The sequence below is a fragment of the Streptomyces sp. MNU76 genome (assembly GCF_020982545.1).
GTDB lineage: Bacteria > Actinomycetota > Actinomycetes > Streptomycetales > Streptomycetaceae > Streptomyces.
The window spans coordinates 190,282-210,160 of record NZ_JAJKLK010000024.1; the positions used below are offsets into that span (position 1 = coordinate 190,282).

Consider the following 19,879-nt stretch of genomic DNA (forward strand, 5'->3'; position numbering starts at 1 on the left):
GCGTACCGGCCCGGAACGGGATGTGAGGAGAGGGATGTCCACGGACAAGGTGGTCGAGGCGCTGCGCGCCTCCCTGCTGGAGAACGAGCGGCTGCGCGGCGAGAGCACACGGCTGCGCGACGAGTCCCGGGAACCGGTCGCGATCGTCGCCATGAGCTGCCGCTTCCCGGGAGGGGTCCGCACCCCGGAGGACCTGTGGCGGCTGCTCGCCGAAGAACGCGACGCGGTCAGCGAGTTCCCCGCCGACCGCGGTTGGGATGCCGCCGCGCTGTACGACCCCGACCCCGACACCCCGGGTACCTCCAACACCCGGGAGGGCGGCTTCCTGCACGACGCCTGCGGCTTCGACGCCGGCTTCTTCGGGATCTCGCCCCGTGAGGCCCTGGCCATGGACCCCCAGCAGCGACTCCTGCTGGAGACCTGCTGGGAGGCCGTCGAGCGCGGTGGCATCGACCCGCTGTCCCTGCGCGGCAGCCGCACCGGCGTCTACGCGGGCGTCATGTACAACGAGTACGGCGCCCGGCTGGCCCGAATACCGCAGGACGTCGAGGCGTTCATCGGCACCGGCACCGTGCCCAGCGTCGTCACCGGCCGGATCGCCTACACCCTCGGCCTGGAGGGCCCGGCCGTCACGATCGACACCGCGTGCTCGTCGTCGCTGGTCGCCCTCCACCTGGCCTGCCAGGCGCTGCGGGCGGGGGAGATCTCCCTCGCCCTGGCGGGCGGCGTCACGGTGATGTCCACCCCGAGCCTGTACGTCGGGTTCAGCCGCCAGCGCGGCCTCGCGCCCGACGGCCGCAGCAAGTCGTTCGCCGCGGCCGCCGACGGCGCCGGCTTCGGCGAGGGCGTCGGCGTGCTGCTCCTCGAACGGCTCTCGGACGCCCGGCGCAACGGGCACCCCGTGCTCGCGCTGGTCCGGGGTTCGGCGGTCAACCAGGACGGCGCCAGCAACGGCATGACCGCCCCCAACGGCCCCTCCCAGCAACGGGTGATCCAGCAGGCCCTGGCGGCGGCCGGCCTCTCGCCGGCCGAGGTCGACGCGGTGGAGGCCCACGGCACGGGGACCCGCCTCGGCGACCCCATCGAGGCTCAGGCGCTGCTGGCCACCTACGGCCAGGCCCGCCCGGCGGACCGGCCGCTGCTGCTCGGCTCGCTCAAGTCCAACCTCACCCACACCCAGGCCGCCGCCGGGGTCGGCGGCGTCATGAAGATGGTGCTCGCGATGCGCCACGGCCTGCTGCCCCGCACCCTGCACATCGACCGTCCCACCCCGCAGGTCGACTGGACCGAGGGCAACATCGCCCTGCTCACCACGGCCACCCCCTGGCCGGAGACCGATCACCCCCGCCGGGCCGGCGTCTCCTCCTTCGGCGCCAGCGGCACCAACGCCCACACCGTTCTGGAGGCGGCGCCCGCCGACCCGATACACCCCGGACACCGGGGAAACGGCCCCCGCCCCAGTCGCCTGGCTGCTCTCGGGCAAGGGCGAGGCGGCGCTGCGCGGCCAGGCCGCCGCCCTCCACACCCACCTCACCGACGACCCCGAGGCGCGTCCTGCGGACGTCGGCCTCTCGCTGGCCAACGGCAGGTCCCGCTTCGCCGACCGCGCCGTCGTCGTCGGCGACGACCGTCCCGCCCTGCTGTCCGGCCTGGCCGCGCTCGCCGACGGACGACCCCATCCGGCGGTCGTCACCGCCCGCGCCCAGCCAGGCCGCAAGGCCGTCTTCGTCTTCCCCGGCCTCGGCTCGCAGTGGCCCGGCATGGCCGCCGAACTGCTCGACGAGTCACCCGCGTTCGCGGCCCGGATGGCGGACTGCGCACAGGCACTCGCCCCGCACATCGACTGGTCGGTCACCGACGTCCTGCGCGGCGCGCCGGGCGCGCCGTCGCTGGACCGGGTGGACGTCCTCCAGCCCGTGCTGTTCTCCGTGATGGTGTCGCTGGCCGCGCTGTGGCGGTCGTACGGCGTCGAGCCCGCCGCCGTTGTCGGCCACAGCCAGGGCGAGGTGGCCGCCGCCTGTGTCGCGGGCGCTCTCACCCTGGAGGACGGGGCCCGCGTGGTGGCGCTGCGCAGCCGGGCGCTGGCCGGGCTCGCCGGTGGCGGCGGCATGGCCACCGTCGTGCTCTCCGCGGCCGAACTCGCTCCGTACCTGGAACGCCGCTCGGGCAAGGTCACGGTCGCCGCCGTCAACGGGCCACGCGTGCTCGTCGTCGCCGGGCCCGGCGACGAGGTCGGCGCCCTCGTCGACGAACTCTCCGCCGAGGGCGTCATGGCCTGGCGCATCCCGGTGGACTACGCCTCCCACTCGGACGACGTGAGCACCGTACGGGACCGGCTGCGCGAGGACCTGTCCTCGCTCGTTCCCAAGGCCCCGGCCGTGCCCCTGGTGTCCACGGTGGACGCCGACTGGATCGGTGCCGGCGACCTCACCCACGCGTACTGGTACCGCAACCTCCGCCAGACCGTCCGCTTCCACGACGCGATACGCCTCCTCCTCGACGCCGGGCACCGCACCTTCGTCGAGGTGAGCCCCCACCCGCTGCTCACCTACGGCATCGGCGACACCGCGGCCGACGCCGGCGCGGACGACGCCGTGGTGCTGGGCACCCTGCGGCGCGACGAGGGCGGTCTGCACCGGATGCTGCTGGCGCTCGGCGAGGCGCACGCGAACGGTGTGGCCGTCGACTGGCGGCGCGCGTTCGACGGCACCGGTGCACGCCGCACCGACCTGCCCACGTACGCCTTCCAGCGCACCCACTACTGGCTCGACGTGCCCGTGCACGTGGGGGACCCCGAGTCGGCGGGCCAGACGGAGACGGGGCACCCGCTGCTGACCGCCGCCGTGGATCTGCCGGACGGCGACGGTGTGCTCTTCACGGGGCGCCTCTCGCCGCGCACCCATCCGTGGCTGGCGGACCACGCGGTCTCCGGCACGGTGCTGCTGCCCGGCGTCGCCTTCGTGGAGATGGCCGCCCACGCCGCCGTCCACGTCGGCTGCACCACCGTCGAGGAACTCACCCTGGCCGCACCCCTGGTCCTCGCCGCCGACGAGTCCCGACGGCTCCGCCTGACCGTGGACGGGCCCGACCCCGAGGGCCGCCGGGCCGTGGCGCTGTACTCCCGCCCCGACGACCCCGAGTCCACCGAACCGTGGATCCGCCACGCGGGGGGCACCCTGGCCGAGACGCCCGCCTCCGTACCGGGTGACGCCGGCCGGTGGCCGCCCGGCGACGGCGCCGAACGCCTCGACCTCGACCACCTGTACGCGGACTTCGAGGCGGCCGGGGTCCACTACGGCCCGCTCTTCCAGGGCCTGCGCGCCGCCTGGCGGGTCGGCGACGAGATCCACGCCGAGGTGGCTCTGCCCGAGTCGGTGCCGGGGACCCGCGAGAGCGGCTTCGCCGTCCACCCGGCCCTGCTCGACGCCGCGCTGCAGACGGTGGCCCTGCGCCCCGACGGCACCCGGGGCACGGACCCGGGCCGCACGGGAGCCGTGCCGCTGCCCTTCTCGTGGCACGACGTGACGATCGCCCCCGCGGCCGACCCGGTCCTGCGGGTGGTTCTGAGCCCTGCCCCACAGGGTGGTGACGCCGTGTCGGTACGGATCACCGACCGCACCGGGCGCCCGGTCGTCACCGTCGGCGCGCTGACCCTGCGGGCGGCGGCGGGTGCTCCGGCCGCCGCCGAGCGGTCCCTGTTCCGCCTCGACTGGACCCGGCTGCCCGGCACCCGACCGTCCACCGGCACCTGGGCCACGCTCGGCACCTCCGGCGGCGGCCTCCTGCCGGCCGGCTTCCGGGCCGAGGCGTGCCCCGCCCTCGCCGACGTGCCCACCACGTCCGAAGCCGTGCTGGCCCTGTGCCCGCCCGCCGAGGGCGCGGGCCCCGAAGCGGCCCGCGCCACCGTGGGCGCCGTACTGAACCTGCTCCAACGCTGGCTGGCGGAGCCGAAGTTCACCGAAACCCCCCTCGTGCTGCTCACTCGTGGCGCGGTCGACCTCGACGGCGCCCCCGCGGACCTCGGGGGTGCCGCCGCCTGGGGGCTGCTGCGCACCGCCCAGCTGGAGCACCCCGGCCGCTTCGTCCTGCTGGACACCGACGGCGGCGACGGCCTCGAAGCGGCCCTCGCCACCGCCCTGGCCGAGGGCGAGCCCCAACTGGCTCTGCGCGACGGCACCTTGTACGCACCCCGCCTGGTCCGCCCGTCCGTCGCCGACCGGCCCGCCGGCTTCGACCCGGAGGGCACCGTCCTCGTCACCGGCGGCACAGGCACCCTGGGCGGACTGGTGGCCCGTCACCTGGTCAGCACTCATGGCGTACGGCATCTGCTGCTGCTCGGCCGCCGGGGCGCCGCCGCCGAAGGCACGGCCTCTCTCATCGAGGAGCTGAGCGCGGCGGGAGCCGAGGTCACCGTCGCGGCGTGCGACGTGGCCGACCGGGAGGCGCTCGCGGGCTGCCTCGCGGCGATCCCCCCGGAGCACCCGCTGCGCGCCGTGGTGCACACGGCCGGTGTGCTGGACGACGGGCTGTTGACCGCCCTCACCCCCGAGCGGCTGTCGGCCGTCCTGCGCCCCAAGGCCGACGGCGCCTGGAACCTGCACGAGCTGACCAGGGATCAGGATCTGACGGCGTTCGTCCTGTTCTCCTCCTCCGCCGGTGTCTTCGGCAGTCCGGGCCAGTCCGCCTACGCCGCCGCCAACGCCTTCACCGACGCCCTGGCCGCCGCCCGCCACCGGGCAGGGCTGCCCGGCACCTCCCTGGCCTGGGGCCTGTGGGAGCAGCGCACCGCTCTCACCGACGGCCTCGGCGACACGGACCTGCGGCGGATGGCACGCAGCGGGGTGCGCGCCCTACCGACCGAGGAGGGCCTGGCTCTGTTCGACGCCGCACTGGCGGGCGACGACCCCGTCCTCGTCCCGGTGGGCCTCGATCTGCGGGCCCGGCCCGGCGGCCCGGTGCCCCACCTGCTGCGGTCGCTGATCCGGACCCCCGCCGTACGCCGGCGTGGGCCGCAGACCGACGCGTCGCTGCGGCCCCGGCTGGCCGCTGTGCCGGAGGCCGAACAGGGCGAGATCCTGCTGCGGCTGGTGCGGACCCAGGCGGCCGAGGTGCTCGGCCACGCCGACCCGGACGCGCTGTCCGAGGGCGACGCCTTCCTGGAGAGCGGGTTCGACTCGCTGACCGCCGTCGAGTTGCGCAACCGTCTCGCCGCCGTGCTCGACCTGCGGCTGCGCCCCACCGCCGTACTCGACTCGGGAACCCCCGCCCGGCTGGCCGAGCACCTGCGGGCGGAACTGACCCGGAGCACCGCTCCCGGAGCCGGGCGACAGGCCGGTGAACCGTCGCACGACCCGGTCAGCGCCCTGTTCCGGCAGGCGTGCGAGGTGGGCCGGATCCACGAGGGCATCCAGATCCTCCAGCAGGCCGCGAGGCTCCGCCCCGACTTCGGGTCCGGCCCCGAGCTGCTGAGCTCGCCCGGACGGCGTCCGGAGCTGCTGCGGCTGCACGTCCGCGACGACGCGCCCGAACTGGTCTGCTTCGCCTCGGTGGTGGCGCTCGGCGGAGCCCACCAGTACAGCCGCTTCGCGTCCGCCTTCGAGGGCCGTTACGGCGTCAGCGCGCTGGACGCGCCGGGCTTCGCCCCCGACGAGCCGCTGCCCGCCGACATGTCCGCCCTGCTGGACTTCCAGACCGAGGTTCTCCTGCGGCGCCTCGGTGACCGGCCGAAGGTGCTGCTCGGCTCCTCGTCGGGCGGCACCCTCGCCCACGCCGCCGCCGCCCGCCTGGAAGCGCTCGGGGCCGGCCCGGCCGCCGTGGTGCTGCTGGACACCTATCTGTCCGGGGACGAGGCGATGACCCAGTTCGACGACGTGCTGGTCAGCGGCATGTTCGAGCGCGAGGACCGCGCCGCCCCGATGGACGGCACCCGGCTGACCGCCATGGGCCGCTACTTCCAGCTCCTGGACGACTGGGAGCCGCCCTCCGTCGCGGCGCCCGTGCTGCTGGTGCGCGCATCGAGCCCCCTGGCGGAGCCGGCACCGGACAGCGACGTCGACTGGCGTGCCTCATGGCCGTCCGCGCATTCCGTCCTGGACGTTCCGGGAAATCACTGGTCGATGATGGAAAAGCATCTCAAAACGACGGTCGAAGCCGTCGATGGATGGCTCGGCAGAACTGTGAAAAACGAAGGGGAGTGAAATGTCGGAAAACAATGCTGGTGGTGCCGAAAAGGCGCCTCACCTCACTGTCCTGGGCGCAGGCGTCATGGGTGTCGGCATCACCACGCTGGCGGTCGGACACGGTGTGGCGGTGACGCTCGTCGACGTCGACCAGGCCAAACGTGCGGAGGCGGAGGCCCGCATCGCCCACGAACTGCGGCTCGCGCGGCTGATGGGCGCACTACCGGACGACCTTCCCCCCGGGGAACTCGTCATCAGTGATTCCGTGTCCGACGCGGCCGGATCGACCGCTGTCATCGAGGCCGTCACGGAAATAGCGGAAATCAAGGAGAAAGTGATCGCGGAGGTTTCCGCGGTCGTTTCCCCTGGTACTGTCCTGGTGTCCAACACATCGTCCATTCCCATTGACGAACTGGCCTCGGCCGCCGTGCGTCCGGCGGAACTCGTCGGCACGCATTTCATGAACCCGTCCTATCTGATCCGCACGGTCGAGGTCATCCGCGGCGCCCGCACCGGCGAGGCCGCCATGGACTCCGTACGGGCCCTGCTCACCACCCTGCGCCGTCAGCCCGTCGTGGTCCGGGACGCCCCCGGCTTCGTGACCAGCCGGGTCCTGCACCCGATGATCAACGACGCGGCCCGGGTGGTGCAGGAGGGGACCGCGACCGCCGAGGACGTCGACGCCCTGATGCAGGGCTGCCTGGGGCACGCCACGGGTCCGCTGCGCACCGCGGACCTCATCGGCATCGACAACCTCGTCGACTCGCTGAACGTGCTGTACGAGCGCACCGGTGACAGCGGCTGCCGTCCGTGCGACCTGCTGCTGGAGAAGGTGCGGGCGGGCGACATCGGCCGGAAGTCCGGCCGTGGTTTCTACGAATACGAGGGATGAAAGTCATGACCATGCCATCCGAGGGCACCGTGGAGAAGGAACTCCTCGACTTCCTGCACGTCCGCACCAAGACCGTCTGGGAGGAGGACACCGACCTCTTCGCGGCCGGCGGGCTCTCGTCCCTGTTCGCCATGGAACTCGTCGTCCACCTGGAGAAGTCCTACGGCATCGCGATCCGAGGCGCCGACCTGCGGCTGGACAACTTCCGTACCGTCACGGGAATGGCGGCACTGGTCCGCCGTCTGCGCGCGGCAGCCGGGGACGGCGGTGAGTGAGCCCCTCGCCGAGGCGACGGCCTCGGTCACCGGCCTCGTCGGTGACCGGGCCGGTGACTGGGACCGCTCGGGTCTGCTCCCCGCCGAGCTGCTGAGAAAGCTCGGCGCCGCCGGGCAGTTGTGCACCGGTGTGCCCACCGAGTACGGCGGCCTCGGCTGGGACAGCCGCACCGGCGGCGAGTTCACCGCCCATGTCGGCAGCCTGTGCAGCTCCCTGCGCAGCGTCATGACCTCCCAGGGCATGGCCGCCTGGACCGTCGAACGGCTCGGTGACGAGGCGCAGCGCCGCGCGCTGCTGCCCCGCCTCACCTCGGGCGAACTGGCCGCCGTCGGCTTCAGCGAGAGCCAGGCCGGCAGCGATCTGTCGGGCATCGACACCCGGATCACCGTCGACGGCGACACCGTCGTGGTCGACGGCCACAAGGTGTGGATGACGGCCGCCCACTACGCCGACCTGCTCATCGTCTTCGGACGGATGGGCGACGGCGCCGCCGCCGTGGTCGTGCCCGCCCGGGCCCCGGGCGTCGACGTACGGCGGGTGGCCGACCCCCTGGGCTGCCGCGCCGCCGGACACGCCGAGGTCCGCCTCGACTCCGTACGCCTCCCCGCCGACAGCGTGCTGGGCGGCGAGGGCCTGTCCCTGCCGCTGCTCGTGACCACCGCCCTGGCCTACGGGCGGATGTCGGTCGCCTGGGGATGCGTCGGAATCCTGCGCGCGTGCCTGGCCGCGACGACCCGGCACGCCGCGTCCCGCGAACAGTTCGGGCAGCCGCTGGCCCGCCACCAGCTCGTCGCCAAGCACCTCGCCGACCTCTTCGTCGCGGAACAGGTCGCCTCCCGCGCCTGCGAACACGCCAGTCACCGCTGGGACAGCGGGTCCCCCGACATGGTCGTCGCCACCATCCTCGCCAAGCACGTCAGTGCCGGCCACGCCGCCCGCGGGGCCGCCTGCGCCGTACAGGTCATGGCGTCGGCGGGAGCCCAGGACGGCCATCCGGTGGCCCGCGCCTACCGGGACGCCAAACTCATGGAGATCATCGAGGGCAGCAACGAGATGTGCGAACTCCTGCTCGCCCAGCACGCGTTGACAAGTGTGGAGCCGACATGAGCGACAAGACCGGCGCCGACGCGCCGGCCCTCGTGAAGTGCCTGATCTGGGACCTGGACAACACCCTCTGGCAGGGCACTCTGCTGGAGGACGCGGAGGTACGGCTGCCCGACGCGATACGGGCGGCGATCGTCGAACTCGACTCGCGGGGCGTCCTGCAGTCCGTCTGCAGCCGCAACGACCACGACCTGGCCTGGGCCCGTCTCGAAGAGCTGGGCGTCGCCGAGTACTTCGTGCTGCCCGAGATCGGCTGGGGACCCAAGTCCGAAGCGGTCCGGCGGATCGCCGACGGACTGAACTTCGCCCACCGGACCATCGCCTTCATCGACGACCAGCCAGCCGAACGGGCCGAGGTCGCCTACCACCTCCCCGACGTCCGCTGCTACCCGGCCGAGGAGGCGTCCGCCCTCACCGGCCTGCCCGAGTTCAGCCCCGCCGTGAGCACGGTGGACTCCCGGCGCCGGCGTGAGATGTACCAGGCCGGCTTCCGCAGGGAGACCGAACGGTCCGCCTACGAGGGCCCCGACGAGGAGTTCCTCCGCTCCCTCGACCTGGTCATGCGCATCGGACGGGCCACCGAGGAGGAGATCACCCGGGTCGAGGAACTCACCCTGCGCACCAGCCAGATGAACGCCACCGGAGTGCACTACTCCGACCGGACGCTGCGCGAGCTGTCTGCGGACCCCGGCCATGAGGTCCTGGTCACCACCCTCACCGACCGGTTCGGACCGCACGGGGCGGTCGGCGTCACGCTGGTCGAGAAGCACCCGGCGGTATGGCATCTGAAGCTGCTCGCCACCTCCTGCCGCGTGGTGTCCTTCGGTGCCGGATCGGTCATCCTGAACTGGCTCGTGGACCAGGCCGCCGCGGCCGGCGTCCATCTCGTGGCCGACTTCCGGCGGACGGACCGCAACCGCATGATGGAGGTCGCCTACCGGTTCGCGGGCTTCGACGAGGAACCCTGCGCCTGCCGTGACGCCGTGCGGACTGCGCCGGCACGGGCGGCGGAGAGACCGGCACAGGCGGCGGAGGGAGCGGAACAGCAGGAGACGACGGAAGTCGAACGGCTGCACCTCGTCGCCGCACCCCGGCCCCCCTCCACGACCGTCCGGCTGATCGCCCCCGACCTGACGGCGCGACCCGCCGCGGACACCTCGGTCGTGGCCCCGGCGTGAGGGCCTCCCGGCCGAAGACAGCTCACGGCGGGCTCCCGGACCACCTCGTCCGGGAGCCCGCCGAACTCGTGCGACATGGGTGTGGCCGGTACGCCGAGAGCGCACCGGCCATGACCCCTCCGTCCCCGGCCCACGGGGGGGGGCCGGCGCCGGTGCGCGCCGGCCACGCGCTCTCAGGCGGGCTGTCGGCGCCTGAGGGGCTCCCACCAGTCCCGGTTGTCGCGATACCAGGCGACGGTCTCGGCCAGCCCGGACTCGAAGTCGCGCCGCGGTCGGTAGCCCAACTCGGTCCGCAACCTGGTGCAGTCGATCGCATAGCGCCTGTCGTGGCCCTTGCGGTCCGGTACCTGCCGTACGCGCGCCCAGGTCGCGCCCACTGCCGCGAGCAGCCGCGCGGTCAGTTCCCGGTTGCTCAGCTCGATACCGCCGCTGATGTTGTAGACACGGCCCGCGACACCGCCGGCGCGGACCAGCTCGATGGCCGCGCAGTGGTCCTCGACGTGCAGCCAGTCGCGCCGGTTGAGCCCGTCGCCGTACAGCGGGACGTCACCACCGTCGAGCAGAGTCGTGAGGAACAGCGGGATGATCTTCTCGGGGAACTGCCGCGGCCCGTAGTTGTTGCTGCACCGGGTGACCCGCACGTCGAGGCCGTGGGTGCGGTGGTACGACAGGGCCAGAAGGTCCGAGGCCGCCTTGGAGGCGGCGTAGGGGGAGTTGGGGTCGAGGGGGTCCCGCTCGGTGCGGGAGCCGCTCTCCACCGAGCCGTAGACCTCGTCCGTGGACACGTGCACGAAGCGGTCGACGCCGTGTCGCAGCGCGGCGTCCAGCAGGGTCTGGGTGCCCGTGACGTTGGTGCGCACGAAAGCGCCGGCGGAGGCGATCGAGCGGTCCACATGGGACTCGGCGGCGAAGTGCACCACCTGGTCGGCCTGTTGCATCAGCTTGTCTACGAGGGGGGCGTCGCAGATGTCGCCCCGGACGAACGTCAGCCGGGGATCGCCGAGATCGAGATTGTCCAGGCTCCCGGCGTAGGTCAGGCTGTCCAGCACCGTGACCTGGGACACCCCGCTGCGCTGTGCGGTGTCGCCCGCGAGCAGCATCCGTACATAAGCGGAGCCGATGAAACCGGCGGCGCCGGTGACCAGCAGATTCACAGCCCCTCCGAAGGAAGCGGAGGCAGCACGCCCGCCTTGCACAGGCGCGCCCGCTCCATGACGTACTCGCCGTAGGGGGAATTGCCCATGCTCGCGCCCAGCGCTTGGCAGTCGTCCGGGTCGATGTATCCCATGTGCATGGCGATCTCCTCGATGCAGGCCAGGCGGGTGCCCTGCCTGCGCTGCGTGTCCCTCACGAAAGTGCCCGCTTCGAGCAGGGATTCATGAGTGCCGGTGTCCAGCCACGTGACGCCCCTGCTGAGCCACACCAGTTCGGCGGTGCCCATCTTCAGGTAGACGCGCAGCAGGTCGGTGATCTCCAGTTCGCCCCGTGGGGACGGCTCCAGGCCTCTGGCGATGTCCGTGACCTGGGCGTCGAAGAAGTACAACCCCGGGATGGCGAGCTTCGAGCGCGGATTGAGGGGCTTCTCCTCGATGGAGACGAGTTCGCCCTGCGCGTCGATCTCGGCGACTCCGAACCGCTCCGGGTCGGCCACCTCGTGGCCGAACAGCACACAGCCACCCATCTTGAGCGCGGTACGCCGCAGCATGGCGGGCAGGTTGGCGCCGTGGAAGAGATTGTCGCCGAGGACCAGCGCGCACTGCTCGCCGCGGATGTGGTTCTCCCCCACCAGGAAGGCGTCGGCGATGCCGCGCGGCTCGTCCTGCGTGGCGTAGTCGAGGGACAGCCCCAGCTGCCGGCCGTCGCCCAGAAGCACCTGGAAGGCGGGGAGGTCGGCAGGACGCGTGATGATGAGGATGTCCCGGATGCCCGCCAGCATGAGCATGGAGAGCGGGTAGTAGATCATCGGCTTGTCGTAGACCGGCGCGAGTTGTTTGGAACCCGCGAACGTGAGGGGCTGCAGGCGGGTGCCGTTGCCGCCCGCCAGAATGATCCCCTTCATGCGCTCCTCGCTCCCTCGTGATCGGTGTTCGGGCATCGTCGGGGGCCCGTCCTGAGCCGTTCCCATGCGCGTCTTGGGGGAGCGGGCCCGACGACCAGAGCGGGGGCCTTCCAGCAGGGTCGTTGCATGTTCGGGACCGGTCCGGTTCGCCGGTCCCGTACATGACGTGACGTCATGTCCCGTCCAAAGCACGGATGTTCTTGCGGAAGCAGAACAGGCACGGCGCCGGTGATCATGTGGTTGTCGAAGACTCATGGAGTGGGACAGCTGTGCCACGGCGGCACGTGTCTCGGTGCGTGCGTCTGCTCAGATCGACGGCCCACGCCGCAGGACGATCCGCATCGTTCTCCCCGGGTCCGTCACTCCGCCGGACGGGCGTCAGGCCGGGGTCAGCGTCAGGTACCGCTGCTGCCAGAGTTCGTACAGCTCGGCACGTACCTCGTCGGGGACGACGCCGGCCTCCTTCGCCAGCTCGCCGACGGTGCGCGCGCCGTCCACGACGCTGAGCAGCGTGAACAGCTCCTCCGACACCCTGGTCACCGGAGCCCCGTAGTAGTCCAGGGAGATCTCGTGCCAGGCGGGACCCGCTGCGGTGGCCCCGGTGCCGAGCCGGCGCGCCAGCCTGGTCACCGGCCGCAACCGGGGAACGAGTGCGTCCAGGTCGGCCGACGGGTCCGCCGAACGCCGACGCACCAGGAAGTCCTCGACCACCAGGTAGTCCAGATCGGTGGTGAGGAAGCACGCCACCACGTCGTCGATGGTCTGCACGATCGGCTCTGCGTTGTTGTTGAAGGACGTGTTGAGCAGCACCGGTGTCCCGGTGCGCTCGCCGAAGGCCGCGACGAGCCGGTGGAACCGTTCGTTCGCGACCGGGTCGACGACCTGCACGCGCGCGGTGCCGTCGATGTGGGTGACCGCGCCCAGTTCCGTCCGGCGCTCCTCGCGGACGGGAACCACGTAGGACATGAAGTCGTAGTTCGCCTCGGTGGCGGGCAGGTCGAAGTAGTCGGCGGCGGCGTCGGCGGTGACCACGGGCGCGAACGGCCGGTAGCTCTCCCGCTGCTTCACCATCGCGTTGATCCTGGTCTGGTTCTCCGCCGGCCGGGCGTCCGCGATGATGCTCCGGTTGCCCAGCGCCCGCGGGCCGAACTCCGAACGTCCTTGCGCCCAGCCCAGGACCGCGCCGTCGGCCAGCAGTCCGGCCGCGACCGGCACGATGTCCTCGTGTTGCTCGAAGCCGAGCACCACACCCCACGCGCACAGGCGGTCGCGGACCTCCACCTCGGTACCCAGCGCGGGGCCTGAGCTCGCGGTGCGGGACCGGCGGACCGGCCGGGCCGCACCGCCCAGCTGGTCGGCCGCGAGGAAAGCGGCGCCCTCGCTCGCGCCGGCGTCGTGCGACGCCGGGTGCACGAACACCTCGCGGAACAGTCCGGAGCGCAGGATGTTGCCGTTCAGGGTGGAGTTGTGGGCCACGCCGCCGCCGAAACACAGCCGGGACAAGCCGGTCGACTCGGCCCAGTGCGTCAGCACGTGCATCACGATCTTCTCCAGCGCCTCCTGGGTCGCGGCGGCGAAGTCCTTGTGCTGCTGGGTGAACGGCTCGCCCTTGCGGCGCGGCGTGATGCCCCTCGCGAGCATCGACGGGCCGACCAGGTCGGGCACCGACATGTTCGGCATCAGGTTGTAATCGCCGTTGTCGCCCAACAGGTACAGCGAGCTGACCGCGTCGCGGAAGGTCGCCGGGTCGCCGTAGGGTGCCAGGCCCATCACCTTGTACTCGTCGCCGAAGCCGTAGCCGAGCAGCTGGGTGGCGTTGAGGTAGAGCATGCCCAGTGACTTGAAGACCGGGTAGTCGGCCAGCTTCTCAAGCCGCCCCTCGCCCGCCCGGTAGACGGTGCCAGAGTTCTCCTCGCCGCGGCCGTCCAGGACCAGTACCAGCGACTCCGGCATCCCGGACCGGGCCACCGCCGCTATCGCGTGCGCGTCGTGGTGCGGGGTGAAGACGAGCTTGTCGTCGCCGAGATCCCAGTCGAACTCCTCGGCGAACCACTGCTTGATCAGCTGGCGGCAGTACACCGTGGGCACCTTCGGGTGGATGGTGTAGAAGAAGTTGAGCGTGGTGTCGACGAAGTCCTCACGGAAGTAGTACGCCACGCCGTCGAGCTGGTCGACCGTCACCCCCGCCACATCCAGGCACGCGCGGATCGCGTTGACCGGGAACTTGGTGGTCTTCTTGATCCGGTTGAACCGTTCCTCCTCGACGGCGGCGATCACCTCGCCGTCCCGCACCAGACACGCAGCCGAGTCGTGGAACAACTGGTCCGGCATGAGGGGCACCAGATCCGAGTCCCGCGCGGAGAAGTTTCCGCTCAACCCGAGCACCAACATCGTGACCACCCCAACTCGTCGTTGACTTGCCAATCGCCTGCGGTCAGGCTGCGGCCCCTGCCGGACCACGACACTGAGTGGCTGCGGGCCCTGGGGGGTTCTGCAGCAGCCTAGGCGGGACGGATAGCGGATGAATATCGCCGACGGCTGGACCGGACGCGCCCGGTCAGGACGACATTCCGTTGCGCGGCAGCGCAAGCCGATACCGCAGGTTCAGGGCTCCCGGTGGCGTCCGTGGCCGGCAGGGTGGCCATGAAGGCGATCCGCACGGCCCCGCTCACGTGGCTGCGGAGCTCGGCCTCACCGAGTTCGACAAGCAGTTCGGCGCGCCATACCCGGCGCGAGCTCAGCCGGCGTAGTCGCCCACGTACCGGTCGAGTAGCCGATCGAGGTGGCCGGCGCCGCCCGGCAGGACGGCGGTCGGCAGCAGGGCCCGCAACCGGGCGGTGGAGACCGTCGTGCGCACCGGCGGGGCGTCGACGACCTCGAACCGGGCCGGCAGGCCCATCCGATCCCGCACCCCGGCGGCGATCGCGGTCACCGGAACCGGTGTGCCAGAGGCGACGTGCACCACCTCGCCGTGCACGCCGGCCGCCAGCAGACCGTCCACAAGGGACACGACATCGCGCACGTCGACCAGATCCCGGTAGGTGTCCCGGTACAGTCGGACGGTTCCCGAACGCACCTGTTCGACGAACGCGGGCAGCAGTTGGTGCGGCCGCTGTCGTGCGCCGACGACGTGCGCCAGCCGCAGCACGAGCCAGTTCGCGCCCGAGGCCGCCACCTGCCGCTCCAGCCCGAGTTTGTGCCACCCGTAGGGCGAACTCGGCGAGACGGGTTCCCGTTCCTCCACGATGTGGTCGGTCGAGCCGTACATCGCGTGCGACGCGGTCGACAGCACCACCACGGTCAGGTTCTCTCGCCGGCAGCGCCGCGTCACATCGACCATGAGTGCCCGCTCCCGGGCGAACTCCGCCGGATCGGTCACCCGTACGCTGGACACACCGGCGGCCACCACCACGGCGTGCGGGTGCCGGTCGGCGAGCGTGCTGAGGTGGCTTGCGATGAAGCCCCGGCCGATGACGAGCATCAGTGTCCTCCTGACACGGTGACGACGCGAGCGGATGCCCTGATGGCGTCAAGAAGTCCGGCGGTGCACAGGGTGTCGGCGTTGGACGTCGCTGCCGAGTTCGGCACGCCGGCCCGGCGGGCTCGGACCTCGGCGGTGAAAGCGGCAGCCGATCGGGCGAACTGGTCGGCGGCCGGCGTCACGATCTCCTCGGCATGGTCCTGTTCATCGATGCGCAGCACCGGCTGGTGGGTCGCGGGTGGGGTGAACGCGCGCTCCAGCAGCAGCTGGGCGGACGAGCCCCACAGCCGGTAGCGGGAACCGTAGCCGTGCCGGAAGCCGAACTCGGCGGTCACGACCACGTCGCCGGTCGTGAGCAGCGCGCTGCCGGACACGTCGACTCCGGTGACCGGATCCACGTGCAGCACCGCGCCGACGACCTCGATCTCATTGCCGAACAACAGTTGTGCCGCCCGGATCGGGTAGACACCGGCGTCCAGCAACGCCCCGCCGCCCAGTTCGGGCCGGTAACGCACGTCGGCGGCGGGAAGCGGCGGGAAGCAGAACGAGCTGGTGAAGTTCCGAGGCTCGCCGATGCGACCGGCGGTCACCAGGTTCCGCACGACGGCGTGCACCGGGTGGTGCAGGAACGTGAAGTTCTCCCGCAGCACGAGGTTGTTCACTTCGGCCAGCCGCACCAGGTCAGCGGTGTCGGCGGCGCACGTCGTCAGCGGTTTCTCCGCCAGGACGTGCTTTCCGGCCGCGAGCGCGGCCGCAGCCCACTCGTGATGGAGGGAGTTCGGCAGTGGGACGTACACGGCGTCGATGTCGGCGCGCTCCAACAGCGCCGCGTACCCTTCGATCGGCTCGCCGCCGAACCGCTCGGTGAACGCCTCGGCCCTCGACCGGTCCCGGCTCGCGATGGCCGCGACCGACACCCCGGCCGTACCGGTCAGAGCGGGGAGCATGCGCCGCCAGGCGATGGACGCCGCCCCCAGCACACCGATCCGCACCGTCGCCGTCGGGTCGAAGTCCGCCCCGGGGGCGGGTTCCGCGAGAGGCCGGACCATCAGGCGCCCCCACCCGGCGCGACCGCACTGGCGCCATCGAGGTGAGCGACGAGGCTGTGCAGGCACGCCACCAGACTGCGGGCCTGCACGTTCACGTAGTGGCTGTGCCGTAGCAACCCGACGATCTGGGCCATGGTCATCCACCGGTGCCGGGCCGGTCCGGCACCGTGCGCCACCACCGGGTCGACCTCGACGATCACGTGCCGGGTACGGGCGTGGAAGAACCGGCCGCCCTCCTCGGAGAGCTCGGTGTCGAACCGGATCCGGTCGGCCGGCGCGGCCAGCACGTCGTCCAGGAAGGGCGGCCTGGCCTCGGGCGGCAGGTGCTCATAGCTTTCCGGCGTGCACTGCACCGTCGGTGCCAGCTCGACGAAGTCCACGAGCCCCGGCTCCGCCTGGACGCCGACCAGTATGTGCAACACCCCGGAGAACCGGGCGACCAGGAACGCCACGACGCCGAGCCCGTGCGGGGCGAGGACCGGCTGCGTCCAGCTGTCGATCTCGCGGCCCCCGCCGTCCACCGCGACCGCGCGGACGTCGAAGAAGACGCCCGTGTCATGAGTGATCCGGTCGGGCTTCCGGCGCCAGCCGCGCACCTCGCGCAGCGGGATCGGGGTGGCCTCGACCTCGCGGCGGGACCGCAGGTCGGTGATCCAGCTCAGGATCTCGCCGTCGGTGTGCAGCGCGCCCCACTCCGTTCCGATCGACCGCAGGAGGGCCGCCCGGAACCCGGACGCGCCACAGTCCAGCTCGCCCACGAGGTTCGGTCCGGAGAAGGACAGGCAGGACAGCACCGTGCGCGTGTTCATGTTGACCAGGTGGTCCTCGGTGAGCAGCGCGTGCACCTGACCCAGTGACAGCCAGCAGAAGCCGGGCAGCACCTCGACGTCCCCGGTGGTCTCCACGACGATGTTGCGGTTGCGTTTGCGGTAGAACCACGAGCCTTGCTCGGACTGCAGCACGTCGGCGAGCACCGCCTGCGGTGGCGCGGACAGGAACATGTCCACATAGGGCACCGGGCGGCCGCGGTGTACCGCGGTGTAGTTGCTCTGCGTGGCCTGCACGGTCGGGGACAGTTGCACCACGTTGCAGTTGCCCGGCTCCATCTTGGCCTGCATCAGGCAGTGCAGCACCCCGTCGAACTCCTTGACCAGGATGCCCAGCACGCCGGTCTCCGGCTGATTGATGATCGGCTGCGACCAGCTCGCCACCGGGCCGTGAGCGGCGGCCACCGACACGCCCTCGACGGCGAAGAACTTTCCGCTGTCGTGCACCAGGTTGCCGGTGTCGTCAGCGAAACGCCAGCCGACCAGGTCGGCGAAGTCGATACCGGTGACCGTGGTGGTCCTGGCCACGGCCAGCCGTTCGGCGAACCAGGACCGGAAGTCCGGTGTGGCCGTCACGGTGCCCTGGGTGGACAGTGCTGATCGGACGACACGCAGCGCCGCCGACGGGTCGTGGGTCCGAAGCAGACCACCGGGCGTGACCGGGGATGCGGTCATTCGGACTCCTTCGTGGATACCCCGACCTTCAGGCCGGGAAGAGAACGGACTTCTGCGGAGCAGCACAGGAAACGGGGTTCACCCGGAGGACGAACGGGCGTCGTGTGCCTTCGGTCAGCCGCTCCGGGGCGAAACGACGCTGCGGACCGGCCTAGGGGGTGTTTCGAAAGTCCTGTGCGGTGCCCGCGGTGTCCGGTGCGTGCTCTCGGCGTGCCGGACGAAAGCCCTCGTACTGGACGTACTTGGGGTTTCGGCCGGTGCGGCGAGAGTGCGTGCCGGGCGCCGTGGGTGCTGTGCGGGACTTTCGAAACACCCCCTAGCACCGGGCCGGCGGGTACGAAGGCTGTGGCGCTCGTGCAAGACCGATGGCCGGTGCCGGCATTCCGGTCACCGCTGTGAAAGCGGGTCGACAACGGGCCGTGCGGCAGAAGGTGCGACTCGCGAGGGTCGGATCTCCCTGCCAAAGCCAGGAGAGCGGTCAAGGTTCCTCCGGTTCCCGGCTGGGGAAGGGCTGCCACCGGCAGCCGTCAGCGCCAGGTGACGGCGTGCTTCTCGATGACGTCCGCGGCGGCGGCCACGCCTCGATCAGCGCGCACCGCCGCCGCCAGCGCCGCCGCCCGAGTGGCGATCGCCGGATCGCCAATGGCGGTTCGCACGGCGGCGGTCAGCCGGTCGCCGGTCAACCGGGAGAACGGCACCGGCGGCGGTGCGACGCCCAGCGTGGCCATTCGGCTCGCCCACACCGGCTGGTCCGCAAAGCAAGGTACGACGACCTGTGGCACGCCGGCGGACACCACGGCCGCGGTGGTGCCCTGGCCGCCGTGGTGCAGTACGGCGGCGGCGCGGGGCAGCAGCCAGACGAAATCGGCGCTCTCGGTCCGGATCGCCTCGACGCCGGCGGGCAGCGGGTCGTCCGGGCCGCCGACGACCACCAGCCGGTGTCCGGTCGCCGCCGCAGCCGCCACGCTCGCCGCGAGGAGGCCGGGACCGTCCACCGCCCAGGAGCTGCCGAAGGTGGCCACCAGCGGCGGACCGCCGCGTTCGACGAACTCGGTGACCTCCGCCGGATTGTCCCAACGCGCGTTGTCCGACCAGTACCCGGTGATGTGACAGTGCTCCGGCCAGTCCGTGGGCGGCGCGACCACGTGCGGGCTGAACTGGTACAGCAGCGGCCGGGTGACCCCGTCGTCACGGAAGGGTGAGCGGAGCCCGAGTCGCGGCAGCCCGGCGGCGGTCCGGCCGCGGTTCACGCTGGGCCGGTACACCAGCCACTCCAGCGCGCCCATGGCCCGGTGGGTGAACCGGTTGTAACCGCCGCCCAGCGACAGCTCCGGCGCGCCCAGCGCGGGCCACGCGGCGGTCTCGGTCACCGGCCAGGACGCGACCGAACACCACGGCACGTCGGGCCGGGCCAGCGCGCCGATCCGGGTCAGCGTGGTGTTGACGACCATGTCCGCGCCCTCGCCGGCGGCCACCATCTCGTCGATGAGGGCCTGCTGCTGGGCACCGGTCATCCGTGGCGCCGCCATGGCCATCCGGTACATCGACGGCCCACGCCGCAGGGCGGCCCGCACCTTCGGGTCGCGCAGCACCGACTCGGCGAAGCCGGCGGGCAGCGCTTGGAGAGCCCGGAAGCCGAGACCGGCCCGGTCGGCCATGCTCCTGAACTCCGCCCCGGCTGCCAGTACCACCTCGTGCCCACGAGCCTTCAGCTCGACGCCGAGCACCACGAACGGCTGCACGTCACCGCGCGAACCAATGGTCAGCAGGACGATCCGCATCGTTCTCCTCGAGTCCGTCACTCCGCCGGACGGGCGTCAGACCGGGGTCAGCGTCAGGTACCGCTGCTGCCAGTGGTCCTCGCCCGTCGATGGGCTGACAGGCCGCTCGCCATCGAGCGGTCCCGGCCAGGCCGAGCCTAGGCGGGACGGATAGCGTCCGAATATCGCCGGACAGCGGACCCGGCAACCACGACACTCCAGGCATCTGGTGTTCGCCGCGAAGTGCTCGCTCGTCTCGCCCCACTCGTTCCGTGTGGTCGTGCCCGTCAGTGGAATCCAGCAGGCTGCCGTACTCCCGCACCCCGGGCCATTGCGTCTTCACATCGCCGACCGGCTGTGTGAGAAGGCATCCATCCGGCAGACCGCCAACGCACGACG

11 protein-coding genes and 1 pseudogene are annotated in these 19,879 nt (G+C 71.8%); 5 read left to right on the forward strand and 7 right to left on the reverse strand.

Translation table 11 applies throughout. The features are described from left to right. The first annotated feature begins 49 nt into the window (after positions 1-49). The 5 genes and pseudogenes from E4N62_RS39095 to E4N62_RS39115 all read left to right on the forward strand — a co-directional run bounded on the left by E4N62_RS39095 (position 50) and on the right by E4N62_RS39115 (position 9,629). Positions 50-6,197: pseudogene (locus E4N62_RS39095) on the forward strand (type I polyketide synthase). A gap of 1 nt (position 6,198) precedes the next feature. Further along, a complete protein-coding gene (locus tag E4N62_RS39100) occupies positions 6,199-7,071 on the forward strand; it encodes a 3-hydroxyacyl-CoA dehydrogenase family protein (protein WP_230222313.1) in 873 nt (290 codons plus the stop codon). Continuing rightward, positions 7,068-7,346 (forward strand): acyl carrier protein, encoded by a 279-nt coding sequence (locus E4N62_RS39105; protein WP_180303649.1) that lies wholly within the window; start codon positions 7,068-7,070, stop codon positions 7,344-7,346. Before E4N62_RS39100 ends, E4N62_RS39105 begins: the two co-directional genes overlap by 4 nt. Next, positions 7,339-8,454 (forward strand): acyl-CoA dehydrogenase family protein, encoded by a 1,116-nt coding sequence (locus E4N62_RS39110; RefSeq protein ID WP_230222315.1) that lies wholly within the window; start codon positions 7,339-7,341, stop codon positions 8,452-8,454. The genes E4N62_RS39105 and E4N62_RS39110 overlap by 8 nt, the downstream gene beginning before the upstream one ends. Beyond that, entirely contained in the window at positions 8,451-9,629 is a 1,179-nt protein-coding gene (locus tag E4N62_RS39115) for an HAD family hydrolase (protein ID WP_230222317.1), read from the forward strand. Before E4N62_RS39110 ends, E4N62_RS39115 begins: the two co-directional genes overlap by 4 nt. Before the next feature lie 173 nt (positions 9,630-9,802). Here E4N62_RS39115 and rfbB read toward each other — a convergent pair whose 3' ends face one another. The 7 genes from rfbB to E4N62_RS39150 form a co-directional block, all read right to left on the reverse strand. Continuing rightward, a complete protein-coding gene (gene rfbB / locus E4N62_RS39120; protein WP_230222319.1) occupies positions 9,803-10,783 on the reverse strand; it encodes a dTDP-glucose 4,6-dehydratase in 981 nt (326 codons plus the stop codon). Further along, positions 10,780-11,688, reverse strand: a complete 909-nt coding sequence (rfbA, locus tag E4N62_RS39125) for a glucose-1-phosphate thymidylyltransferase RfbA (RefSeq protein WP_230222321.1) — start codon at positions 11,686-11,688, stop codon at positions 10,780-10,782. Before rfbA ends, rfbB begins: the two co-directional genes overlap by 4 nt. 378 nt (positions 11,689-12,066) lie before the next feature. Then, the gene (locus E4N62_RS39130; protein ID WP_230222323.1) at positions 12,067-14,019 is read right to left on the reverse strand and encodes a carbamoyltransferase C-terminal domain-containing protein; all 1,953 of its coding nucleotides are present in this window, start codon (positions 14,017-14,019) and stop codon (positions 12,067-12,069) included. 406 nt (positions 14,020-14,425) lie between these two features. After that, complete coding sequence (locus tag E4N62_RS39135) at positions 14,426-15,169, reverse strand: NAD(P)-dependent oxidoreductase (protein ID WP_230222325.1); 744 nt, start codon at positions 15,167-15,169, stop codon at positions 14,426-14,428. Then, positions 15,169-16,218, reverse strand: coding sequence for a Gfo/Idh/MocA family protein (locus E4N62_RS39140; RefSeq protein ID WP_230222327.1), 1,050 nt, complete (start codon positions 16,216-16,218; stop codon positions 15,169-15,171). The genes E4N62_RS39135 and E4N62_RS39140 overlap by 1 nt, the downstream gene beginning before the upstream one ends. Further along, complete coding sequence (locus E4N62_RS39145) at positions 16,218-17,720, reverse strand: NDP-hexose 2,3-dehydratase family protein (RefSeq protein WP_230222329.1); 1,503 nt, start codon at positions 17,718-17,720, stop codon at positions 16,218-16,220. Before E4N62_RS39145 ends, E4N62_RS39140 begins: the two co-directional genes overlap by 1 nt. A gap of 527 nt (positions 17,721-18,247) precedes the next feature. Then, positions 18,248-19,501, reverse strand: coding sequence for a glycosyltransferase (locus E4N62_RS39150; RefSeq protein WP_230222331.1), 1,254 nt, complete (start codon positions 19,499-19,501; stop codon positions 18,248-18,250). Positions 19,502-19,879 lie beyond the last annotated feature (378 nt).